Here is a 20,059-nt window from a genome sequence, read left to right on the forward strand (position 1 = left end):
GTACGGAGTGGTGCCGCCAGATTGGGCGGCACCGACCCAACACGCTTCCCGTACTGGTTCAGCCGAAGAAACTGAGGTAGCCCAGGAGCGCGCCGTAGCCGATGAAGCCGACCCCCATCACCCGAAGCCCCTGGGCTGACCCGCGCCCTTGTTCCGCCGACCGCAGCACCAGCTGAGGGATCCAGTAGTAGCTGATACCGCGCAGGGTGAAGAAGACTCCCAGCAGGGTCACCAGCACCTCCGGCACGCCACCCCACTCGAAGTGGGTGACCAGTACGCCGAAGCCGACGAAGAGGTGCATCATGCCGGAGATGTTCACCGCCATCAGATCCGACCGGTCGGCCCGTTGGGTGAGTCGCAGATAGAACTGGGTGGCCACGATAAACGCGACTCCGGAGGTCAACAGATACAGCGAGAGGATTTTGCCGAGCGTCTGGGTCAGGTCCATGTTCGCCGCCTCAGGGGTGTGAGCATCGATTGATCAGGTGCGAAAGATTCCTTTACCGAGTAGCTCCGACGCCATCTGCCCGTAGGCTGACTCCACCGCCGCCCCACCATCGAGGTTGGTCAGGTCGACCCCGAGCAGCCGCTGCACATGTTCGTGGAGTGCGAGTGCCCCCAGGGACCAGATCGCGAGGAGCGCCGCCCGCTCGTAGGGATAATCCGTCGGTCGGATCAAGCCCGACGCGACTCCTTCGGCGAGGTAGTCGACCGCGTCCTTGACCATCTCGTCTACCAGCGCGGCCGTGTGCGGGGAGCCGTCGGCCAGCGCCCGGGCCAGGTATCGCAGTAGCGGCGGCCCGTCACTCAGATCCCGCAGCTCCGCCGGGTCGATTCTGCCGGCCCGCATCACCTGCTGCTTGTGCTCCCGCACGAAGGCCGCGACATGCTTGTCGCAGGCCACCCGCAGCCCGTCCTTCGTACCAAAGTAATGAATGATCAGTGAGGGGTGGACGTCGGCTGCCGCCGCAATGGCACGGACCCCGGTGCCCGCTACACCCTGATCGGCGAAGAGCGTGATTGCGGCAGCAAGGATACGGCTCTTCGTGGCGGACTTGTCGCCTCTCGGCGGCGATTCATCGGACACGCTACCCAGACTAAACGAACGTTCGATTAATGTCCAGCTATCGCGATGATCACCATGCTCGTATTAACTACTCACACCGGCTGCGGCCAGCGTGTGTGATTGACGTCGATCGTCACCCGGTGGGTGTGCACCCACGCCACTCCATTCCACTCGGCGTCGACCAGGTGCGCGCGATCAGCGTTCACGCCATGCTGGTGCCGGAGAACGTCGGGAAGGCCAGCGGGCCAGAGCCGGCCGGCGGCGAGTCCCGCCACTAGCACCAAGCCCGCCAGGAGCGCCCACGCCGTGGGCAAGCCGGCCCCCGCGCCGACCCAGCCGACGAGCGGGTAGGTGAGCAGCCAGCAGAGGTGAGACAGGGAGAACTGGGCGGCGAACAACGCTGGCCGGTCGGCGGCAGCCGAGGAGGCACGCAACACCCGGTTGACCGTGACGACAATCAGGCCACCGGCGAAACCGATGAGTAGCCAGACACCCATCGCCAACGGCCAGGACGGCACCGTCGGCAGCAGCAGCGCCCCGGAGAGGGCGAGCAGAGCCGTGCCAGTGCCGATGAGCAGCACACCTCGATCCTCGCGTCGGCGCAACAGCAGCGGCGCGCCGAGCGCCGCCGCGATGCTGCCGAGGCCGGAGACGGTGAGCAGGAGTGGAACCTGCGCCTCGGTGGCGTTCAGCAGGTCGCGCACCACGTTGACCGTACTGACCAGGGTGATGGCACCAGAGCCGGCGACGACCATGTTCAGCGCCAGCACCGCCCGCAATCGCGGCGCGGCCGCGAACATCCGCACCCCGGCGAAGAGGCGCTCGGAGAACCGGACCCGGCTGCTACGTTGCGCCCTGGGCACCGTTGCCGCGCCGACAAACAGCGCGGAGACGAGGAATCCCACGGCCGTCCCCACAAACAGAAGATTGAACTTCAGAACGAGCAGCAACGCGACGGCGACAACCGGGCTGGCGATATTCTCCAGGGAGACGGCAAGCTGCGACGCGGCGAGCGCCTTCGTGTAGTGCTCCTCATCCGGAATGATATCCGGGAGCACGGACTGGAAGGTGGGCGTGAAAGTGGCCGACGCGGCCTGCAGCACCGCGATGATCAGATAGATCTGCCAGACCGCGTCGACCCACGGCAGCAGCAGGACGGCTCCGCACCGGACCAGGTCTGCGCCCACCATCACCACGCCCCGCGGCACCCGGTCCAGAACCGCTCCCACCAGCGGCGACACGCACACGTACGCGACCATCTTGATCGTCAATGCGGTCCCGAGGACCGCTCCGGCCCGCGCGCCCGCAAGGTCATAGGCGAGCAGCCCGAGCGCCACTGTCGCCAAACCACTGCCGAGGAGCGCGACTATCTGGGCAGCGAAAAGCCTCCGATAGGCGCGATTACCCAGCAGCGCACGCACGATTAATCGATCCCCTTCCGGAATTTCCGCCGCCGAGGAGATTACCGGCGAAAGTTGAATGCGACAATGCCGCTAATGCCAAGGGAGTGCAACAGACAGCCCTTAACAAGTACGTTCAGCGGGCGATTGCGTCGTGGCTGTCCCGCTGTCGAACCTGCGGTGCGCCGACCGCGCGGTATGTGCTCCCGCCCCGCCGCTCGCCGCGCCCCTCGCCCGCCCGTCACACCTCAGCCAAGATGGACCAAGTCTGACGCGGAGCCGAGGGCGCGCGGCGGATAGGCTGCGGCATGCTTATCAACAAGGCGCCCGAACCGATCAAGGGGGTCATCTTTGACTTCCACTCCACGCTGGTCCAGGGCGGCGACGCCAGTCGTTGGGTCGAGGCCGCTCTCCGCCATCTGGCGGAGGAGGGAAACGCGGCGCCGGATCTGAGCGCCAGCCAGATCACGGGCCTGTGTGCGCATCTTGACCAGCTTTGGCAGCATGCCCACACGATCGACCCGGGAAGCGAACGCGATCTCAGCCGGGAGCGCCATTGGGACGTCTTCAACCGGACGGTCTCGCTGTATCCCGGCATTAAGCCCGATCTGATCGCCGCACTGTACGCAGTGATGACGGATCAGTGGGTGCCGTTCGCCGACACCCTCCCCGTACTTCAAGAACTTAGGTCGCGCGGCATCAGAACCGTGGTGCTATCCAACATTGGGCTGGACATTCATTCGTTCCTCGACCGGGCTGGCGTGAGTGGCCTACTCGACGGCGTGGTGCTGTCCTTCGAGGTGGGCCTGGTGAAGCCCGACCCGGCGATCTTTGCCCGCGCGCTGGAACTGCTCAACGTTCCAGGCAGCCAAACCTTGATGGTCGGCGACAGCCCCAGGGACGACGTCGGCGGAGTTTCCCTGAACATTCGCACGTTGATCCTGCCGCAGACCAAAGGCCCGGTTCACGGCCTGGGAACAGTCCTCCAGATGGTCGGGAACGGCGGACTCTCATGACATCCCCAGGGGTCGCCGGGGCGGTACGCCACGTAGCACGTGACCGTTGACCGGGCTAGGCCAGGCCCCGCCACGAAATGGTGAGTAGTCCCGGACCTGCTGCAGACCGGTCGGCGGCGACTCTTCGTAGCGAACTTGTCGCCTCTCGAGATCGGAAGTAGTGTTCCGGAACATGTCTTCCACAACACGATCGGTGGCCACGCTCGAGGGATTGCGGGCGTTGGCACATCCGACCCGTCTGGCTCTCCTCGACCTGCTTCGGGTACGGGACACGCTGACGGCGAGTGAAAGTGCCACGCTGCTCGGCCTCACCCCGAAGACCTGCTCCTACCACCTGCGCATCCTCGCCGCGCAGGGCCTGGTCGAGCCGGCCGTGGTGGAGGGCGCCAGCCTTCGGGAGCGCCCCTGGCGACGGGCAACCGGGGAGACCGACGTGCCCTTGGCGGACGTGCCGACGGATGACCCGGAAATGGAGACGGCGCAGGAGCAGTTCATGCGCGTCCGGCTGCACCGGGACCAGGCCCTGTTACAGGAGTTCGTGGCCGGGCACGACGAGCGTCACGCCGGGTGGAACTCGTCGGTGACGATGCACAGCCGCACCGCGCTGATGTCGCCCGCCGAACTGCACGCCTGGGGGCTGGCAGTGGAGTCGATCACCCGGGAGCATGTGCGCCGCGCCGAACTCGCGTCCTCGGAGGCGCAGGAGCCCGTCCGACTGATCCTCTACGGGTTCCCGCAAACCATGCCCGGAGGAAGGCAGGCGTGAGTCCCGCCCCGGACCAGACCGCCGCCCCGGACCAGACCGGCGCGCCGGACCAGACCGTCGCGCCGCCGGTGGCCGGCCCCGTCGGAATGCGTCGGTACCTCGTGGTGGTCTCGCACCGCACGGTTCGGTGGGCGTTCCTCGGCTCGCTGATCGCACGCCTCACCCAGACCATGGTCCCGCTCGCGTTGCTCCTGTTCGCCCAACACCACCTCGGCGGATTGGGGGCAGCGGGCGCGGTGGTGGCCAGCTATGCGGTTGCCGCGAGTTTCGGCTTCGTCGTCATCGGCCGGATGGTCGACCGCCGGGGGCCGTCCGTGCTGGTCATCGCGGCGGCGATCAATGCGGCGGGCATCATCGCCCTCGTCGTGCTGCCCGCGCCGTTCATCTGGCTGCTCGCAGCGGTCGCTGGCGGGTCGACCCCGCCGCTGGGCGCGGCTATCCGCTCCGTGTTCATCCGCAGCTTCGGCAAGCCGAGCGAGCGGACCAGCGCCCTGAGCCTGGACACGATCGGCGCGGAGGTCATGTTCATCGGGGGTCCCGCGCTCGTCGCCGCACTGGTGGTAGTGGCTTCGCCCGGGACCGCGCTGCTTATCGCTGCCGTCGTGAGTCTGGTCGGCACCGGGCTCTTCACCGCCAAGGCGGGTTGGTCGAAGGGTGAGCACAATCGGGCGACCACCCGAAGCCACGGGTTGTTGGACCGCGGGTTGTTGGCACTCGCTCCCCTCCTGCCCATCGTGGCGATGCAGATGGCGGCGATCGGGTTCATCGAGGTCGGGGTCATCGCCCGGGCAACCGAAGTCGGGTCGGCGTCCGCAGCGGGAGTGCTGTTGGCGGTCTGGGCGGCCGGGAGCGTGGTGGGAGGGCTCGCGTTCGGCGCGCGGGACTGGCCCGGAGGTATCCGGCGCCAGTGCGCAGTCCTACTGGGCCTGACCGGCCTCGGATTCTGCACCCTGTTGACCGGTCAGAACCTCGCGGTCCTCTATCCTCTGATGTTCCTGGCCGGACTCGCGATCTCCCCGGCAGCGACCACGCTGGCCACGATCTGCGGTCTTCTCGCGCCCGCGCGCTCCCGGACCGAGGCGTTCACGTGGCTCGCTTCCGCGACCGGTCTCGGCGGCGCCGGCGGCTACGCTCTCGGCGGCGTGCTGGTCAGCCACACCAACGCCGGCACGGCCTTTCTCATCGCTGCGGCGATTCCGGTGCTCGCGGTCGTGCTGGTCCTGACCCTGCCGGCCCGGCGCCTGTCGGGCGGGACCGGCGACGGCACCGAAGCCAGCGCGTTACTACATCGATCCCCTGCCTCGACGTAAAGCCCGCTGCGCGCAGTAGCCTCGGCGCGCTATCCCCGCGCCGCCAGCGGAACGGCCGCGATCTGCCGCCAGAGGTAGGTGTGCCCGTCCCGCCGCAGCTCGACCAGGCTGACGGTCTCGACCTGGACCGTTACCGGCGGGATCGACCGCATGGTCGCCACCTGCTCGATGACCGGTTTCGCGACGGTGGGTCGACGGTTGTAGGCGATGCTGACGTGTGGATCGAAGCTCGTGGGTTGGGCAGGTACGGCCTCGGCTCCTCGCACGTGCGCGGTCGCGGCGACCACGGCGTGCCGGAGGAGGTGGAAGGGCCGGTGCGGGCCCACGCTCAGGAAGACTGAGTTCGCCGATCCGGTGAGGGGGCCGACAGTCGCGGCGAAAGGCCGGATGGACGCACACCGCTCGCTGGCCGCGGCGGCCACCGCGAGCGCCTGCGAGCTGGTGATCTCGTCGGTGAAGGAGACCCGTTGCACGGTCAGGTGCAGACTCGCGACGGGAACCAGATCCAGGGTTTCCAGGTGCCCCAGCCGGGCCTGACAGCGCTCGGCGAGCCGCTGGACCGCCGGGCGCTCGTCAAACCGAACAATCCAGTGGTAGGAGCGGCGGCCCGCCTCCCAGCCGGGCCGCTCCCAGTGGTTGACGAGCCGGTCCAGCCGTCGATAGCGGTGCCAATCCGACCGGATGTACTCGTACTCGTCCGGGCGGTCCTCGGCGCCCTCAACCGGTCTCATCGGTGGGCCTCCCGGGCCGGTCGCGCCACGCCCCGAGCACCGCATCGACCACGGCGCTGGTATCTCGGAGGTCGGGAAGAACCGCGTCGGCTCCGCTGGCGGCCAGTGCTTCGACACCGTACTCGCCGGTGGCCACCGCCACCGTGAATGCGCCGCTGGAGCGGCCAGCCCTGACGTCACGTGGGGTGTCCCCGATCAGCACCGTGGGGGCCGGCGGGAACGGGATCCCGTACTTCGCCGTGGCCTTCCTTCGCGCGACCGGCACCAGGTCGGCACGCACCTCGGTGTCCGAGCCGTACGCGCCCACCTCGTAGTCGAGGGCGCCGGCCAACCCGAATACGGAAACCTTGATCTGGGCGTTGTGCCGCGTGTTTCCCGTCAGCACGGACTGGACGACGTCACCCCGCCCGGCCAACGCCGCGATGGCCGCCTGTGCCCCCATCTTGGCGTGTCCCCGTTCGGCCAGCCGCGACGTGAACGATTCGAAGACCCTGTTCATGACGTCAACCGCCTGTTCCATCACGTCCGGCGTGGCGTCGATGCCGTGCTGTCGCAGCACGAGCCGCAGGACCGCGGGATCGGTCCTGCCCGCGGGAACAATCGGGTGCTCCGGGGGCCGGCCGGTCAGCCGGGTGAAGGTCAACGCGTACGCCTCCCTACTCACCCCACCGTTGTCGATCAGGGTGCCGTCGATGTCCCAGAGCACCAGCAGCGAGCCAGCGGCACCGGGCGCACCGTGAGCAGACTCCGGTCCGGTGTGGTTACCGTGCTCGACGGAGGGTGTTCGCTCGCCGCTGGCTGTCACGTAAGTCGTTGTAGCACCTGTCCTGCCAGTTACCGACCGACTTGCCGCCTACGCGGTCACCGGAGCGGCAGGTCACGCTACCGACAACCCACCTTTGTACGAATAAGTCTTCTTTATTCCGTATAGTGCCGCAAATCCCAGTCGACTACCCGCTGTAAGCGGCGAACCAGGCAAGTCGTACGGTGGTCACCGGAGGTTCCACATGCGCGTATCGGTATTTAGCACGAAACCATACGATCGGGAATTCCTGTCGGCGGCTAACCCGGCCGGCGACCACGAACTGGAATTCCTCGAGCCCCGGCTGACCCCGCAAACCGCCAAGCTCGCCAGCGGCGCAGCAGCGGTCTGCGCGTTCGTCAACGACGACCTCGGCACCGAGGTACTGGAGCGGCTGGCCGCGGACGGCGTCCGCCTGATCGCACTCCGCTCCGCCGGCTTCAACCACGTGGATCTGGCCACCGCCCGCCGGCTCGGCCTCACCGTGGTCCGGGTGCCGGAGTACTCCCCGTACGCCGTAGCCGAGCACACGGTCGCCCTGATCCTCGCCCTCAATCGCAAGGTCTACCGGGCCTACAACCGGGTCCGGGAGCACAACTTCGCGCTCACCGGACTGCTCGGCTTCGACCTGCACGGCCGGACCGTCGGCGTCGTCGGCACCGGGAAGATCGGGTTCTGCGTGGCCCGCATCCTGTCCGGCTTCGGCTGCCGGGTCATCGCCAGCGACCCGTACCCGGACGACGCGGTGGCGGCGGCCGGGATCGAGTACGTGCCGCTGCCGCGCCTGCTGAGCGACTCGGACGTGATCACCCTGCACTGCCCGTTGACCCCGGACACCGAACACCTGATCAACCCCGAACGGATCGCCCAGATGCGCCGCGGGGCAATGTTGATCAATACCAGCCGTGGGGCGCTGGTGGACACCCGGGCGGTGATCGACGGGCTCAAGAACGGCCAGATCGGCTATCTCGGTCTCGACGTGTACGAGGAGGAGACCGACCTGTTCTTTGAGGACCTCTCCGACCGGGTCCTCGATGACGACGACTTCTCCCGGCTCAACACCTTCCCCAACGTGCTGATCACCGGTCACCAGGCCTTCTTTACCGAGGACGCGATGCGCAACATCGCCGCCACCACGATCAACAGCCTCACCACCATCGAGCGGGAGGGAGCGGACGCCGTCTCCCAGTCGGCCCGGGTCTGCTGAGCGCGCTAACCGCACACCGGCGCACTGTGCGATATTGACTGGCATGTCTGCACTGCGCACTCCGGACAGCCGGTTCACCAACCTGCCCGATTTTCCCTACGAGCCCCACTACGTCGACCTGGACGGCCTACGGATGGCCTACGTCACGGCCGGCCCGGCCGACGGGGAACCGGTGCTGCTGCTGCACGGGGAACCCAGCTGGTCATTCCTGTACCGGAAGGTCATCCCGGTGCTCGCCGAGGCCGGATTGCGGGCCATCGCACCGGATCTCATCGGATTCGGCCGGTCCGACAAGCCGGCCGAGCGCAGCGAGCACAGCTACGCCCGACACGTCGAGTGGATCCGCAGCTTCGCCTTCGACAAGTTGGACCTGACCGGGGTGACGCTGGTCGGGCAGGACTGGGGCGGCCTGATCGGGCTCCGCCTAGTCGCCGAGCACCCGGACCGCTTCGCCCGGGTGGTGGCCGCCAACACCGGGCTGCCCACCGGTGACCAGCCGATGCCGGAGCTCTGGTGGCAGTTCCGGCGAATGGTCGAGACGGCCCCTGAGCTGACGGTGTCCCGGTTGGTGCAGTCGGGCTGCCAGAGCGAGCTAACCGAGGCGGAGCTGGCGGCCTACGACGCGCCGTTCCCGGACGAGTCCTACCTCGCCGGCGCCCGCACCATGCCCACCCTGGTGCCGACCGCACCGGACGATCCGGCCAGCACCGCCAACCGCGCCGCCTGGACCGAACTCTCCCGTTGGGAGCGCCCGTTCCTGGTGGCGTTCAGCGACCAGGATCCGATCACCGGGGGGATGGCGCCCGTGCTGCGCCGCACCGTGCCGGGTGCTGCCGGGCCCGACCACCCGGTGATCAAGGGAGCCGGGCACTTCCTCCAGGAGGACGCGGGAGAGCAGCTCGGCCAGGTGATCGCGGAGTTCGTTCGGTCCGCCGCGACCGAATCCTAGCCGGGCGCTATCTCATCGAGTGAGCGAACAGTTACCCAGAGCGCACCAGGTGGACTAGCCTTACCTGCGCGTTCGCCAGCGACGTCGACACGCCTCGGCCAACCCTGCCCGCCCGATCGGCCGGTTTTCCAGCGAACCCACACCGCTACGTCGCTGATTGGGCAGGATCATCCGCAACAAGGAGGTGCCGTTGTGCAGGACACCCGCGCTGTCGCCCTGACCGTCAAGGTGAACGGCCTGCCACCGGTCAAAACTGAAGCGCTGTCCATCTTCGCCGCCGGGCATCGACAGGCGACGAGGGTACGCGCCCTACTTCAAGCGACCTGTGCGGCGGCCCAGCGCACCGGCTGGACCCCGTTGTCCGGGCCGATCGAAGTGGACCTCGTGCTGCGCTGCCCGCCGGGGCACCGCACATCCGACGCCAGCACGCTACTCGGCGGGGTATGTGCGGTGCTCCAGGACAAGAAGCGGGTGGCCAGCATCGGTCTGGCCCACCTCGGCGTCCTGGTGGACGTCGCACTCTACGACGATGACCGGCAGATCAGAACGATGACGTACCGGGAGGAGCCGGCGGAAGACTACTCGTACGAGGTGCGGGTCGCCGCCGTGCCGACCGCGGTGTAACCGACGCCGACGGCGGGGTACCCGGTCGCCGAGGAAGGGAGCGCCGATGTCCGAGCCACACGTCACGCTGGAGCCCCGGGACCCGGTACAGAAGAAACTGCGTGGCCCGCTGGAGGAGCAGCTGACCTCGGCGCTGCAGGCCGCTACCGACGGGGTCCGGGAAAGCTACGCCGGCGAGCCGGTCGAGCAGGTCTGCCAACGGCTGCTGGACGAGACCCGCTCCGGTCTGCACCCGGACATCGCGGCCGGGTTCCAGCCCGACATGGACGAGTTCTGTCGGGTGGCGGTGGCGATCGTCCGCGGCACGGACGTGTGAGCGCTCCGCCGACCAGAAGCGGCGGAGCGCTCAGGCGTCAGAAGTGGTGTAGCAGGTCGGGGAAGGCGGCGAGGTGTAGCACCGCCGCGTCGTCGTGGTCCAGGGCGTCGTGCTCCAACACCCAGGTGTTCTCGTTCGGGAGGTAAACCGCGTTCATCCCCGCCGCGCGGGCCGGCAGAATGTCCGACTTCGGCGAGTTCCCGATCATCCAGGCACGAGACGGTGCGAAGTCGTGCTCATTGGCCAGCCACCGGTAGGTGGTGACGTCCTTCTCCGGCACGATGTGCGCGGCCCGGAAGTGGTGCAGCAGGTCCGAGGCGTCCAGCTTCCGCTGCTGCTCCTCCTGGTCTCCCTTGGTCAGCAGAAACAGCTCGTGCCGGCCGGCCAACTCATCCAGCGCCGCCGCCACCCCCGGCATCAGCTCCACCCGGTGCTCGACCAGGGCGACGGCCAGCTCCTCGATTGCCCGCCGCTCGGCGGCCGTGGAAGGCCGCTCCCGCAGCCGCTCGAAACACTCACCGAGACTGCGCAGGAAGACCTTGCTGCCATAGCCGTGCACGACCGCGTTGGCCCGCTCGATGTCGTCGAGGATCGTACGGATCTCGGTGCGCTCCAGGGTCGGGTGAGCCACCCAGGTCAGAAAGTCCTCGATGACCCGCTCGAAGACGATGTTGTTCTCCCAGAGCGTGTCGTCGGCATCAAAGATGAGCACCTGCCCGTGTCGGCGTGCACCTGCCATGTCGCCCTCCCGTCAACAGCTGGCGCCACCGTAACGGCCCCCACCGACCTGGTCACCTGGTTTCGCACCCAGCGCCGGGCGGGTAGCGGCCGGATCCGAGCTCCTCCGGGCCGTACCGTCCCGTTCGGAGGCCGGGTGCGCTCCCGAGTGGTACCCGCACTGCACTACAGTGACGTAGCTTCTGGGCGTCCGGGATCCGGGGAGGGTGAGCGGGCATGATGGGACCGTCGCACGCGCTGTCTGGCGCGACGGTGTGGCTGGCCGGCTCCTTGGCGCTGGACCACTTCGCCGGCTACGAGCAGTCGCCGCTCGCACTCGCCGTCGGCACCGCGGTCTGCGCGGGGGGTGCGCTCTTTCCCGACCTCGACCTCTCCGGCAAGGTCACCCGAAACCAGGGCGGCGCCACGGTCGCCCGCACCTTCGGCGTCTTCTCCCTCTTCGTCGCCGAGGTGACCGAGAAGGTGTCGCTCGGCGTCTACTATGCGACGAAGTTGAGTCGGGACCCGCGCCGCACCAACGGGCACCGCACCCTGACCCACACCATCCCCTTCACCGTGCTGGTCGGCTGGGGCACCACCGCGCTCTGCGCCGCGTACGGCAAGTGGGCGGTGATCGGCATCCTCTTCTTCATGTTCGGTCTCGCCCTGCGCGGCCTCTTCGACGATTGGGCCGAACGCGCCGGCTGGCTTGTGGTGACCCTCGCCTCGCTCGCCGCGGCGTGGTTCACCTTCGTCACCCTGCCCGGGGACCGCGGCTATCCGATGATCGGGCTGGCTGTCGGCGTCGGCTGCTTCGTCCATATCCTCGGCGACATGATCACCCGGGCCGGGGTACCCATCCTCTGGCCAATCCCGATCAAACGTCGAATGTGGCGGATGATCAGTCTGCCGGACTCGATCGCACTCCGGGCGGGCGGCAAGACCGAGGTGGTCTTCGTCCGGACCGCGCTCACCATCGTCGCGGTGCTCTCCGCGATCGGGCTGATCGCCCCGCACCTACTCGATCGCTTCAACATCGGGGCCTGACGGCCATGCCGGTGGCCACCGACGACGCCGACGACGCCGACGTCCCGGCGTTCTGGCAGGGGCTTGGCCTACCCGGCCTCGCCGACGTACACGTGCACTTCCTCCCGCCCCGGCTGCTGCGTCGGGTGTGGGCGTACTTCGACGCGGCCGGTCCGCTCCTCGGTACCACCTGGCCCATCCGCTACCGGTGGAGCGACGCGGAGCGGCTGGCGCACCTGCGCCGGATGGGCGTACGGGCATTCAGTGCCCTGGCGTACGCGCACCGCCCCGCGATGGCCGCCGACCTGAACTCCTGGACCCTCGACTTCGCCCGCGCGAACCCGGACTGTCTCCCCTCGGCCACGTTCTTCCCCGAGCCGGCGGCGCCCCGGTACGTCACCGAGGCGCTCACCGCCGGTGCCCGGGTGTTCAAGGTGCACGTGCAGGTCGGCGGGTTCGCCCCGACCGATCCGCTGCTCGATCCGGTGTGGGGGCTGCTCGCCGACGCCGGGGTGCCGGTGGTGGTGCACGCCGGACACGCGCCGGCTGGTACCGCACACACCGGCCCCGGTCCCTTCGCCGCCCTACTCGCCCGGCACCCGCGACTCGCCGCGGTGGTGGCGCACCTCGGCGCACCGGACTATTCGGCCTTCCTCGACCTCACCGACCGGTACGAGAACGTGCGGCTGGACACCACCATGGCCTTCACCCCGTTCTTCGACCAGGCCGTGCCCTTCCCCGCCGTGGAGCTGCCCCGGCTACGCGAGCTGGGCCTGGCCGGCAAGGTGCTGCACGGCAGTGACTTTCCCAACCTGCCCTACGCGTACGCCGCGCAGCTCACCGCGCTGGCCCGACTCGACCTCGGCGACGCCTGGTTGCGGGCGGTGTGCTGGACCAACGCCGCCGACCTGTTCGATCTGCCGGGCTGACTACGCGCCGACCCGCTGCGGTGGGACGGTCAACCCGTACAGGGCCATCAACTCCGGGCTGTCGACCCGACTTCCGTCGGCGACGGTGTCACAGGAGATGTCGACGATCTGGTCCTTGTGCGCCAGCAGGTATGGACGGGCGCCGACGTCCGCGCTGGCCAGCGTGGCGATGCCGGACCAGTGCCGGCGGCCGAACAACATCGGGTAGCCGCGCAGCCCGCCGTAGGTGGCGCAGACCAGCACGTCCGGGTACGGCAGTGCGGCGACCCGCTGGACCGCCGCGGCGGTCAGGCCCGGCATGTCCACCGGAACGACGACCACCGCCTCTATGGTGTCGTCGTCGATAGCCGCGAGGCCGGCCTTGATTGAGGAGCCCACCCCGGTGCCCCAGGCCCGGTTCACCACGACGGTGGCCTGGGTGAGGTCAGCGGTTTCCTGTACCTGGTCGGCGGCGGCGCCGAGGACGACCACGATCTGCTCGCAGCCTGCCGCCGTCATCGTGTCGACCATCGTGCTCACCAGCGGCTTCTCGCCCTGGCACAGCAGCGCCTCGGGGCCACCGATCCGGCGTCCGCCACCCGCGGCGATGATCATTCCTGCGGTCCGGTTCAGCGGTGCCACCTCCGTCTTGGTTACGGACCGGGCAGGCCACCTGCCCGGTCCGGGACGCACAACGGACCCAACGAGCAGTCAGCGTTCAGGTTCCGGGCACGAATCGGATATTCCGACCATCAGCGACAAAAGGAAATAGTCAGACGGGTAGCCAGGACTGACGGCGCCCCCGGGACTAACGGCGTCCGTCCCCCGGGTGCGGGTCGAAACAGCAGCTCCGGCCGCCAGCCCGCGCACACATCGGCGAGGACCGGTGTCAGTAGGCGTCGGCGTAGCACGCAACGGTGGCGAGATCGAGCGGGAAACGCACCGGCGTCCGCCCGAAGAGCAACGCGCTCGCCCGCTCCCCGCACCGGGTCACCGCCGCGGCCACCGCCGCGGCCCTCTCGGCGCGACAGTGCACGATCACCTCGTCGTGCTGGAAGAAGACCAGCTCGGCGTCGCCGCCGGTCAACTCCACGTCGTCACCGGCCAGCCTGGCGTCGCCGCCGGCCAGCTCCCCGCGGAGCGTGGCCAGCAGCGTTGCGGCCCACTCGGCGGCGGTGGCCTGGATGACGAAGTTCCGGGTAAACCGGCCCCGTGCCCGCGCCCGCGCCGATCGGCCCCCCGCTCCCCCGGCCGAGGCCGGATCCACCTCGGCAAGCTCGACCGAGCCGGGTGGGCAGGTACGGCCAAGCCAGGAGCGCACCAACTCGCCGGACTCCCCGCTGCGCGCCGCCGTCTCCACATAGCCGAAGGCCGCCGGATAGTTACGCCGCAGCACCTCCAACGCGGGTGCCGCCGAACCGCCGGTCTGCCCGTACATGGCGCCGAGCAGGGCCACCTTGGCCCGCGCCCGGTCCCCGCCGAATGCATCGGCGGCCAGAGCGGCGTACAGGTCGCCCGCGCGGGCTGCGGCGGCGAGCCGCGCGTCGCCGGAGACCGCCGCCAGGATCCGCGGCTCGAGCTGCCCCGCGTCGGCGACCACGAACGTCCACCCCGGCTCCGCCACCACCGCCCGCCGGATCACCTTCGGGATCTGTAGCGCCCCACCACCCCGGGTCGCCCACCGGCCGGAGACCACGCCGCCGGGTACGTACTCCGGACGGAACCGACCCTCCCGCACCCAGGCGTCCTGCCAGGCCCAACCATGCGCCGTCCAGATTCGATAAAGCTCCTTGTACGCCAGGACCAGCGGCGCCGCCGGGTGGTCAACGCCACGCAGCACCCAGGACCGGGTGTTCGGCACCTCCACCCCCGCCCGAGCGAACGCCCGCACCAGCTCCAGCGGCGAATCGACGTGCAGCTGCGGCACGTTGAAGGCGGCCGCGATCCGGGCGGCCAGCTCCGCCAGCCGACGTGGCGGCCCACCCACCGGGGAGGGGGCACCGAGCAGCTCGTCGAGAAGGGCGTCGTGCACATCCACCCGCCATGGCAGCCCCGTCGCCCCCAACTCGACGGCGATCAGCGCCCCCGCTGACTCGGCCGCCACCAGCAGCCGGAATCGGCCCGGGTGCGCGGTGGCGGCGATCCGGGCGAGCTGGTCGGCGTAGACCCGGGTCAGGGCCGTGATGCCGGGGCCCGGCGGAGCCGGCGGCGACTCGAAGAGCGCACCCTGGCCGTGGCCCGGGGGCTCGGCCAATCGCGGCGGCGGATCGGGCGGCACCGGCGCGCCGGTCAGGCGCGCCCAGGCGGCGGCGAAGGAGCGTGGCTCACCCCACCGGCCCGCGTGACCGAGGAGCAACGCCTCGGTCAGCTCGATGTCGTGGCAACGGTCAACCCGCACCCCGGCCCGCAGCAACACGGGGTAGAGCGCCGCGCCGGACGCCCAGACCCAGCGGGGGCGCTCCCTTCGCTCGCGGTCGGCCACCGCGACAGCCAGGTCGGCGACCTGCTCCGGGGGCCCGATCGGCGCTCCGGCAGCGTCGAGCGGTTGCAGCACTCCCCCGCCGACCCCGGAGCCCACCCCCGGAGCAGCGGGGAGTCGATGGTCCGCACCCGCCACCACCGCCACCACCGCCGCCACGATCGCGATTCTGCCCGCCCGGTACGACAGCGCCCGGCGGCGGGCTACTTGCTGATGCCCGCGGTCAAGCCCGACTGCACCTGACGCTGGAAGACGATGTACACGATCAACACCGGCAACATCGCCATGGTGACCCCGGCGAAGAGGCCGGACCAGTCGGACCGGTACCCCTGATTGACGGACAGCTCGATCAGGCCCTGGGCGATGACCTGGTTCTTCGGCTCACCGTCTGCGGACTGCATCAGCAGCGTCGGCAGATACCACTGGTTCCACTGCCCGAGCACGTTGAAGATACCGATGCTGATCAGGCCGGGCTTCGCCATCGGCAGCATCACGCTGAAGAAGAGCCGGGTGTGTGAGGCCCCGTCCACCAGGCCCGCCTCGGCGATCGCGTTCGGCAGCGTCCGGAAGAAGGAGTGCATGAAGAAGACCGTGAAGGCCAATGACCATGCCGCGTACACCAGGATCAGCATCAGGTGCTTGTTCGGCCCGAGCGGCGGGAAGAGCACCCCGGTGTTGTAGACACCCTTGAACAGCGGTACGGCAGCGAGGTAGATCGGCAGCGTGAGGCCGGACAGGAACATGTAGTAGATCAGTCGGTTACCGCGGAACTCGTAGCGCGCCAACACGTACGCGGCCATCGAGCCGAGCAGCATGGTCAGCGTGACGCTGCCGGCCAGCACGAGCACGGTGTTGAGGAAGAAGTCGCCGAGCTGCCCCTCAGTCCAGGCTCGGCCGAAGTTCTCCCAACGCAGCGTCTCCGGGATCAGCGACAGCGGCTGCCGGATAACCTCCGCGTCGCTCTTCAGCGCCGACATGACTACCCAGATCAGCGGGTAGACGACCATGATCGCCCAGACCAGCAGGAACAGGTGGGAGAAGCCGTTGAAGAACTGCGCGCCGGGCCGCCGGCCGCCGGACCCGAAGTGGCGTGCCGACGTGGGGCGGGCCGGCGGAGCGAGATCCGGCCCGGCGGGACCGGGGTCGTGGGTCACCGTACTCATCGTCGACTCTCCTCAGTACTCAATCCGCTCGCGGCGGGTGATTTTCAGCTGCGCCGCGGCCAGCAGGATCGTGAAGATCGCCAAAGCCACACCCATCGCGCAGGCGTAGCCGAACTGGCCCTTCTGGAAGGCGGTGAAGTTGAGCACCGACGCGAAAATCTCGCTGGCGTGGTTCGGGCCGCCCTGGCTGGGTGTCATCACGAAGACCAGGGCGTACATGTCCAGGGCGATGAAGCCCAGATAGATCCAGGCGACCGATACGGTGTCCCGCAGCAGCGGCAGCGTGATCCGGAAGAAGGTGTGGAACCGACCGGCACCATCGAGGATGGCCGCCTCGTAGACGTCCTTCGGAATCGACTGCATCGCTGCCGAGAAGAGCACCATGTAGAACCCGGCGCCGCTCCAGACCGCGATCAGCAGCAGCCACCAGAGCACCGCGGGGACGCCGAGAAAGGGCTCCGGGTCGAACGTGAACAGGATCGGGTCCTCCGGGTCGACCAGCCCGACCTTCATCAACACGCCGTTGATCAGGCCCTGCCCGTCGGCCCGGTAGATCTGCTGCCACATGACGGCGACGACGACCAGGGACAGCACCTGCGGGAAGAAGAAAATGACCTTGTAAAGGCCGGAACCGAAGACACCCCGGATGCCCGCCCTGTCCTCGCGCCCGCCCACGTTGAGCAGGAACGCGAGGAACAGGGCCAGCGCGATCGTGAACAGCGGCACGGTGATCAGGAAGAAGACGTTGTGCCAGAAGGCCTTCCTGATCAGCTCGTCGGAGAAGAGCCGGACGTAGTTGTCCAGCCCGACGAACTGCTGCCGGTCGGAGTAGCCACCCCAGTCGGTCAGCGAATAGCCGGCCGCCTGGGCGAAGGGCCAGACCACGTAGAAGAGGTAGAGCGCGACCGGCAGGGCCAGGAAGCCCATGACGAAACGCGCGACACCATGCCGCATGGGACTCACTCTTTCCGTTCGGCTCAGGCGGAGCGGGTCTGCTTCTTGATCGACGAGTCGCTGGCGACCTTGTCAGCGGCGCCCTGCATCCCGTCAACGAACTGCTGGGCGGTCAGCCGGCCGGCCATCAGCTCCGCGGAGAGGTTCTGGCTCTCCTTGTCCAGGTCGGCGTAGAAGTCCCAGAACTTGACCAAAATGAGGTCCTCCGGAGCGTTGCTCATCAGCTCGTTGGCGCTGGTCAACGCCGAGTCCTGGACGTTGTCCCCGGAGCCCTTGGTGGAGGCGAGGGATTTGGTCAACTCGGCGAACTTCGCCGAGCCCTCCTTGGAGAGCACCGCCCGCAGGAACTCCTTGGCGGCGGCCTTGTTCGGTGCCCTCGACGGCACGACGATGCCCTCGCCCGCGCCGGCGTAGACGTCGTTCGGCGCCTTGTCGCCCGCCCCCAGGCTCCAGTAGTCCGACAGCTTCATCTCGAAGCCGGGGGGAATGGTCTCCGCCATCTCGTTCTTGAGCCAGGTGCCGACCTGGACGAAGGCGGCCTTGCCGTCGAGCCACGCCTGCTGCGACTGGGTGTGGTCGAGCTGGCCGGGGAGCAGCAGCTTGTCCTTGACCAGCTTCTCCCACGCCTCCAGGGCCGGCAGCACCCCATCGGCCTTCCAGGCGTTCTCCTTGAGGTTGTCGATGTCGATCACCGCCTGCTTGCCGGCGGACTTCCAGATCGTCGCCATCAGCGCCCAACGCGGGTAGTAGCCGTGCACCGCGTCGTAGACGTACGGGGCCATGCCCTTCGCCTTGATCTTCGGCGCGAGGGCGAAGAACTCGTCGAAGGTCTTCGGCGGCTGCCAACCCTCCTTCTCGAAGAGGGCGGCGTTGTACCAGTTGCCCCAGACCGTGTACGCGACGTGGACCACGTAGAACTTGCCCTGGAAGGTGCCCTTCTCGATGGTCCCCGGCAGCAGGGTGTCCGCCACCGCGCCCTCGCTGTCCCACGCCGGGGCGGCGAGCAGATCCTCCAGCGGCTCGATCGCGCCCTCGTTGACCAGGGTGCTGATGTCCATAATGTCGGCACCGGAGTTCATGACGACGTCGCTGGGCTGGGTCGCCATCTTCGGCTGCTCTTCGGTCTTGATCTTTTGGGTCGAAGAGAGGTTGACCGTGACGTTCGGGCGCTTGGCCTTGAAGACGGCCTCGTCCTCCTTGGCCCACTGGTCGCCCAGCCCACCGTTGAAGATGACCACCTTCACGGAGCTGCCGTCCTGGACGCCGAACGGGTTGTCCTTGCTCTTCGCGGCACCGGAGTTGTCGTCCTGGGCCGGCTCGCTGCCGGCGCAGGCGCTGAGCAGGCCGGCAGCCGGGACGGTCAGCAGACCCGCGGCGGCGGCGCGCCGCAGCAGGGTCCGACGGTTGAGGTCGGGGGTAACGGACATGCGACTCTCCTTAGCGGTAGATCGGGGGTACGGTCATGAGCTGGCCGCTTTCGCCGCCTTGTGCCCCTCAACGGCCTGGGCGGTACGCCGCAGGGCCGCGTGGGCTCGGTCGTGGGTGCGCTGGGCGACGGCGATGTAGAGCAGGTCGAGCACGACCAGTTGGGGGTGCCGGGCGGACAGCGCGTCGGGGCGGAAGGTGGTGGCACCGCTGGCGGTGAGCAGCACGATCTCCGCCAGCTCGGCGAGCGGCGAGCGGGCGAAGCCGGTCACCGCGACGGTGGTCGCGCCCCGGCTGCCGGCCTCCGCCAGCATCTCGATGGTTTCCCGGGTCCGGCCGCCGTGCGAGACGCCGAGGGCGACGTCGCCGGCCCCCAACAGGGCCGCCGAGGCCAGCCCTTCGTGCACGTCGTTCCAGGCCCAGGCGGCGATTCCGATGCGGTGCAGCATGAACTGCATCTCCTCGCCGACTAGGCCGCTACCGCTGGCGCCGAAGATGTTCACCCGGCCCGCCGCGGCGATCGCCGCGGCGGCCCGCTCCACCTCGGCGAGGTCGAGCAGGGCAGCGGTGTCGTGCATCGCCCGGGTGTCCGCGGCGATGATCTGTTCGAGCACCCGGCGCGGCGGATCGCCGGGCTGAATCTCGCGGCCGATGTCGACGGCCCAACCGGCCAGGCGGGCCCGACCGCTCTCGGCGGCGATGCCGAGCCGAAGGTCCGCGTAGCCCTCGAAGCCCATTGCCCGACAGAAGCGCGTGATGGTGGCCGGGGAGGTGCCACTGCCCTCGGCCAGCTCGACGATGGTGGCGCGGGTGACGGCCTCCGGGTCGCTGAGCACGTGTTCGGCGACCCGGCGCAGGGCCCCGGTCAGGTCGCCCACCCCGGCCCGGACCCGGGCCAGCACGCCGTCGGCCGCATCAGCACGGACGCCACGGCGGTCGAACCCGTCGGCGTCGGCCACCGCGGTCTCCGCGCTGGTGCCCACCTCGTGATCAACCATCCGAGACTCTTTCCGCAAGGAAACTTTACTGTTGGTAAAATTTCTTACTGGAGCCCGCTTCATGTCAAGACCATGGATGAAGTTTTCAAAACGTTATCTTTGGCACCGACCCGGCAGACCGGCCTGCACTCTCCCCGGACCGCACCGACCGGGCGTGATCACTTCCGGACAACTCGGCCGGCCTCCGTGGGGATTCGACCCG

The 20,059-nt window shown here is 68.8% G+C and carries 21 protein-coding genes; 9 read left to right on the forward strand and 12 right to left on the reverse strand.

Annotated elements, in window-relative coordinates; all coding sequences use genetic code 11:
* Nucleotides 1-58: 58 nt before the first annotated feature.
* From SALPAC2_RS0107995 to SALPAC2_RS0108005, 3 genes are all read right to left on the reverse strand, one after another.
* Nucleotides 59-448: a hypothetical protein gene (locus SALPAC2_RS0107995; protein WP_018216136.1), complete on the reverse strand. Its 390-nt coding sequence runs from the start codon at nucleotides 446-448 to the stop codon at nucleotides 59-61.
* Between the two features lie 33 nt (nucleotides 449-481).
* Nucleotides 482-1,087, reverse strand: a complete 606-nt coding sequence (locus SALPAC2_RS0108000) for a TetR family transcriptional regulator (RefSeq protein ID WP_018216137.1) — start codon at nucleotides 1,085-1,087, stop codon at nucleotides 482-484.
* A gap of 71 nt (nucleotides 1,088-1,158) precedes the next feature.
* A complete protein-coding gene (locus SALPAC2_RS0108005; protein WP_026184525.1) occupies nucleotides 1,159-2,487 on the reverse strand; it encodes an MFS transporter in 1,329 nt (442 codons plus the stop codon).
* A gap of 287 nt (nucleotides 2,488-2,774) precedes the next feature.
* Here SALPAC2_RS0108005 and SALPAC2_RS0108010 point away from each other — a divergent pair, with 287 nt between their 5' ends.
* The 3 genes from SALPAC2_RS0108010 to SALPAC2_RS0108020 all read left to right on the forward strand — a co-directional run bounded on the left by SALPAC2_RS0108010 (nucleotide 2,775) and on the right by SALPAC2_RS0108020 (nucleotide 5,558).
* Nucleotides 2,775-3,482 carry an HAD family hydrolase gene (locus SALPAC2_RS0108010; protein ID WP_018216139.1) on the forward strand — a complete coding sequence of 236 codons (708 nt, stop codon included), beginning with the start codon at nucleotides 2,775-2,777 and terminating at the stop codon, nucleotides 3,480-3,482.
* A gap of 193 nt (nucleotides 3,483-3,675) precedes the next feature.
* Nucleotides 3,676-4,248, forward strand: coding sequence for an ArsR/SmtB family transcription factor (locus tag SALPAC2_RS0108015; RefSeq protein ID WP_018216140.1), 573 nt, complete (start codon nucleotides 3,676-3,678; stop codon nucleotides 4,246-4,248).
* 86 nt (nucleotides 4,249-4,334) lie between these two features.
* Nucleotides 4,335-5,558, forward strand: a complete 1,224-nt coding sequence (locus SALPAC2_RS0108020) for an MFS transporter (protein ID WP_050563176.1) — start codon at nucleotides 4,335-4,337, stop codon at nucleotides 5,556-5,558.
* A gap of 29 nt (nucleotides 5,559-5,587) precedes the next feature.
* On the opposite strand, the gene SALPAC2_RS0108025 is transcribed toward SALPAC2_RS0108020, so the two are convergent.
* Both SALPAC2_RS0108025 and SALPAC2_RS0108030 read right to left on the reverse strand, forming a co-directional pair.
* Nucleotides 5,588-6,289 (reverse strand): 2'-5' RNA ligase family protein, encoded by a 702-nt coding sequence (locus tag SALPAC2_RS0108025; protein WP_018216142.1) that lies wholly within the window; start codon nucleotides 6,287-6,289, stop codon nucleotides 5,588-5,590.
* Nucleotides 6,276-7,094 (reverse strand): HAD family hydrolase, encoded by an 819-nt coding sequence (locus tag SALPAC2_RS0108030; RefSeq protein WP_018216143.1) that lies wholly within the window; start codon nucleotides 7,092-7,094, stop codon nucleotides 6,276-6,278. The genes SALPAC2_RS0108025 and SALPAC2_RS0108030 overlap by 14 nt, the downstream gene beginning before the upstream one ends.
* A 202-nt stretch (nucleotides 7,095-7,296) precedes the next feature.
* Between SALPAC2_RS0108030 and SALPAC2_RS0108035 the strand changes: the two genes are divergently transcribed.
* The 4 genes from SALPAC2_RS0108035 to SALPAC2_RS0108050 all read left to right on the forward strand — a co-directional run bounded on the left by SALPAC2_RS0108035 (nucleotide 7,297) and on the right by SALPAC2_RS0108050 (nucleotide 10,187).
* Complete coding sequence (locus SALPAC2_RS0108035) at nucleotides 7,297-8,298, forward strand: 2-hydroxyacid dehydrogenase (RefSeq protein WP_018216144.1); 1,002 nt, start codon at nucleotides 7,297-7,299, stop codon at nucleotides 8,296-8,298.
* A gap of 43 nt (nucleotides 8,299-8,341) precedes the next feature.
* Entirely contained in the window at nucleotides 8,342-9,247 is a 906-nt protein-coding gene (locus SALPAC2_RS0108040; protein WP_018216145.1) for a haloalkane dehalogenase, read from the forward strand.
* A gap of 192 nt (nucleotides 9,248-9,439) precedes the next feature.
* Nucleotides 9,440-9,871, forward strand: a complete 432-nt coding sequence (locus SALPAC2_RS0108045) for a RusA family crossover junction endodeoxyribonuclease (RefSeq protein ID WP_018216146.1) — start codon at nucleotides 9,440-9,442, stop codon at nucleotides 9,869-9,871.
* A 46-nt stretch (nucleotides 9,872-9,917) separates the two neighbouring features.
* Nucleotides 9,918-10,187, forward strand: a complete 270-nt coding sequence (locus SALPAC2_RS0108050) for a hypothetical protein (RefSeq protein WP_018216147.1) — start codon at nucleotides 9,918-9,920, stop codon at nucleotides 10,185-10,187.
* Nucleotides 10,188-10,224: 37 nt separating this feature from the next.
* On the opposite strand, the gene SALPAC2_RS0108055 is transcribed toward SALPAC2_RS0108050, so the two are convergent.
* Nucleotides 10,225-10,926, reverse strand: coding sequence for an HAD family hydrolase (locus SALPAC2_RS0108055; RefSeq protein ID WP_018216148.1), 702 nt, complete (start codon nucleotides 10,924-10,926; stop codon nucleotides 10,225-10,227).
* Nucleotides 10,927-11,141: 215 nt separating this feature from the next.
* Here SALPAC2_RS0108055 and SALPAC2_RS0108060 point away from each other — a divergent pair, with 215 nt between their 5' ends.
* Nucleotides 11,142-11,951, forward strand: a complete 810-nt coding sequence (locus tag SALPAC2_RS0108060; protein WP_018216149.1) for a metal-dependent hydrolase — start codon at nucleotides 11,142-11,144, stop codon at nucleotides 11,949-11,951.
* A 5-nt stretch (nucleotides 11,952-11,956) separates the two neighbouring features.
* Entirely contained in the window at nucleotides 11,957-12,859 is a 903-nt protein-coding gene (locus SALPAC2_RS0108065) for an amidohydrolase family protein (RefSeq protein WP_018216150.1), read from the forward strand.
* On the opposite strand, the gene SALPAC2_RS0108070 is transcribed toward SALPAC2_RS0108065, so the two are convergent.
* The 6 genes from SALPAC2_RS0108070 to SALPAC2_RS0108095 all read right to left on the reverse strand — a co-directional run bounded on the left by SALPAC2_RS0108070 (nucleotide 12,860) and on the right by SALPAC2_RS0108095 (nucleotide 19,857).
* Nucleotides 12,860-13,453, reverse strand: coding sequence for a nucleotidyltransferase family protein (locus tag SALPAC2_RS0108070; RefSeq protein WP_018216151.1), 594 nt, complete (start codon nucleotides 13,451-13,453; stop codon nucleotides 12,860-12,862).
* A 274-nt stretch (nucleotides 13,454-13,727) separates the two neighbouring features.
* Entirely contained in the window at nucleotides 13,728-15,506 is a 1,779-nt protein-coding gene (locus SALPAC2_RS0108075) for a bifunctional 3'-5' exonuclease/DNA polymerase (protein ID WP_026184526.1), read from the reverse strand.
* Between the two features lie 14 nt (nucleotides 15,507-15,520).
* Nucleotides 15,521-16,480: a carbohydrate ABC transporter permease gene (locus SALPAC2_RS0108080; RefSeq protein WP_018216153.1), complete on the reverse strand. Its 960-nt coding sequence runs from the start codon at nucleotides 16,478-16,480 to the stop codon at nucleotides 15,521-15,523.
* A 12-nt stretch (nucleotides 16,481-16,492) separates the two neighbouring features.
* Nucleotides 16,493-17,434, reverse strand: coding sequence for a carbohydrate ABC transporter permease (locus SALPAC2_RS0108085; RefSeq protein ID WP_018216154.1), 942 nt, complete (start codon nucleotides 17,432-17,434; stop codon nucleotides 16,493-16,495).
* Nucleotides 17,435-17,457: 23 nt separating this feature from the next.
* A complete protein-coding gene (gene ngcE / locus SALPAC2_RS0108090) occupies nucleotides 17,458-18,861 on the reverse strand; it encodes an N-acetylglucosamine/diacetylchitobiose ABC transporter substrate-binding protein (protein WP_018216155.1) in 1,404 nt (467 codons plus the stop codon).
* A 33-nt stretch (nucleotides 18,862-18,894) separates the two neighbouring features.
* Nucleotides 18,895-19,857, reverse strand: coding sequence for a MurR/RpiR family transcriptional regulator (locus SALPAC2_RS0108095; protein WP_018216156.1), 963 nt, complete (start codon nucleotides 19,855-19,857; stop codon nucleotides 18,895-18,897).
* Nucleotides 19,858-20,059 lie beyond the last annotated feature (202 nt).

The sequence above is a fragment of the Salinispora vitiensis genome (assembly GCF_000378825.1).
Taxonomy (GTDB): Bacteria; Actinomycetota; Actinomycetes; order Mycobacteriales; family Micromonosporaceae; genus Micromonospora; species Micromonospora vitiensis.

What these genes read in the sequence shown, in the direction of transcription:
- SALPAC2_RS0107995 (WP_018216136.1), bottom strand. Translation starts at nt 448, where the DNA reads ATGGACCTGACCCAGACGCTCGGCAAAATCCTCTCGCTGTATCTGTTG.
- SALPAC2_RS0108010 (WP_018216139.1), top strand. Translation starts at nt 2,775, where the DNA reads ATGCTTATCAACAAGGCGCCCGAACCGATCAAGGGGGTCATCTTTGAC.
- SALPAC2_RS0108020 (WP_050563176.1), top strand. Translation starts at nt 4,335, where the DNA reads ATGCGTCGGTACCTCGTGGTGGTCTCGCACCGCACGGTTCGGTGGGCG.
- SALPAC2_RS0108025 (WP_018216142.1), bottom strand. Translation starts at nt 6,289, where the DNA reads ATGAGACCGGTTGAGGGCGCCGAGGACCGCCCGGACGAGTACGAGTAC.
- SALPAC2_RS0108035 (WP_018216144.1), top strand. Translation starts at nt 7,297, where the DNA reads ATGCGCGTATCGGTATTTAGCACGAAACCATACGATCGGGAATTCCTG.
- SALPAC2_RS0108040 (WP_018216145.1), top strand. Translation starts at nt 8,342, where the DNA reads ATGTCTGCACTGCGCACTCCGGACAGCCGGTTCACCAACCTGCCCGAT.
- SALPAC2_RS0108050 (WP_018216147.1), top strand. Translation starts at nt 9,918, where the DNA reads ATGTCCGAGCCACACGTCACGCTGGAGCCCCGGGACCCGGTACAGAAG.
- SALPAC2_RS0108055 (WP_018216148.1), bottom strand. Translation starts at nt 10,926, where the DNA reads ATGGCAGGTGCACGCCGACACGGGCAGGTGCTCATCTTTGATGCCGAC.
- SALPAC2_RS0108060 (WP_018216149.1), top strand. Translation starts at nt 11,142, where the DNA reads ATGATGGGACCGTCGCACGCGCTGTCTGGCGCGACGGTGTGGCTGGCC.
- SALPAC2_RS0108065 (WP_018216150.1), top strand. Translation starts at nt 11,957, where the DNA reads ATGCCGGTGGCCACCGACGACGCCGACGACGCCGACGTCCCGGCGTTC.
- SALPAC2_RS0108070 (WP_018216151.1), bottom strand. Translation starts at nt 13,453, where the DNA reads ATGATCATCGCCGCGGGTGGCGGACGCCGGATCGGTGGCCCCGAGGCG.
- SALPAC2_RS0108080 (WP_018216153.1), bottom strand. Translation starts at nt 16,480, where the DNA reads ATGAGTACGGTGACCCACGACCCCGGTCCCGCCGGGCCGGATCTCGCT.
- SALPAC2_RS0108085 (WP_018216154.1), bottom strand. Translation starts at nt 17,434, where the DNA reads ATGCGGCATGGTGTCGCGCGTTTCGTCATGGGCTTCCTGGCCCTGCCG.
- ngcE (WP_018216155.1), bottom strand. Translation starts at nt 18,861, where the DNA reads ATGTCCGTTACCCCCGACCTCAACCGTCGGACCCTGCTGCGGCGCGCC.
- SALPAC2_RS0108095 (WP_018216156.1), bottom strand. Translation starts at nt 19,857, where the DNA reads ATGGTTGATCACGAGGTGGGCACCAGCGCGGAGACCGCGGTGGCCGAC.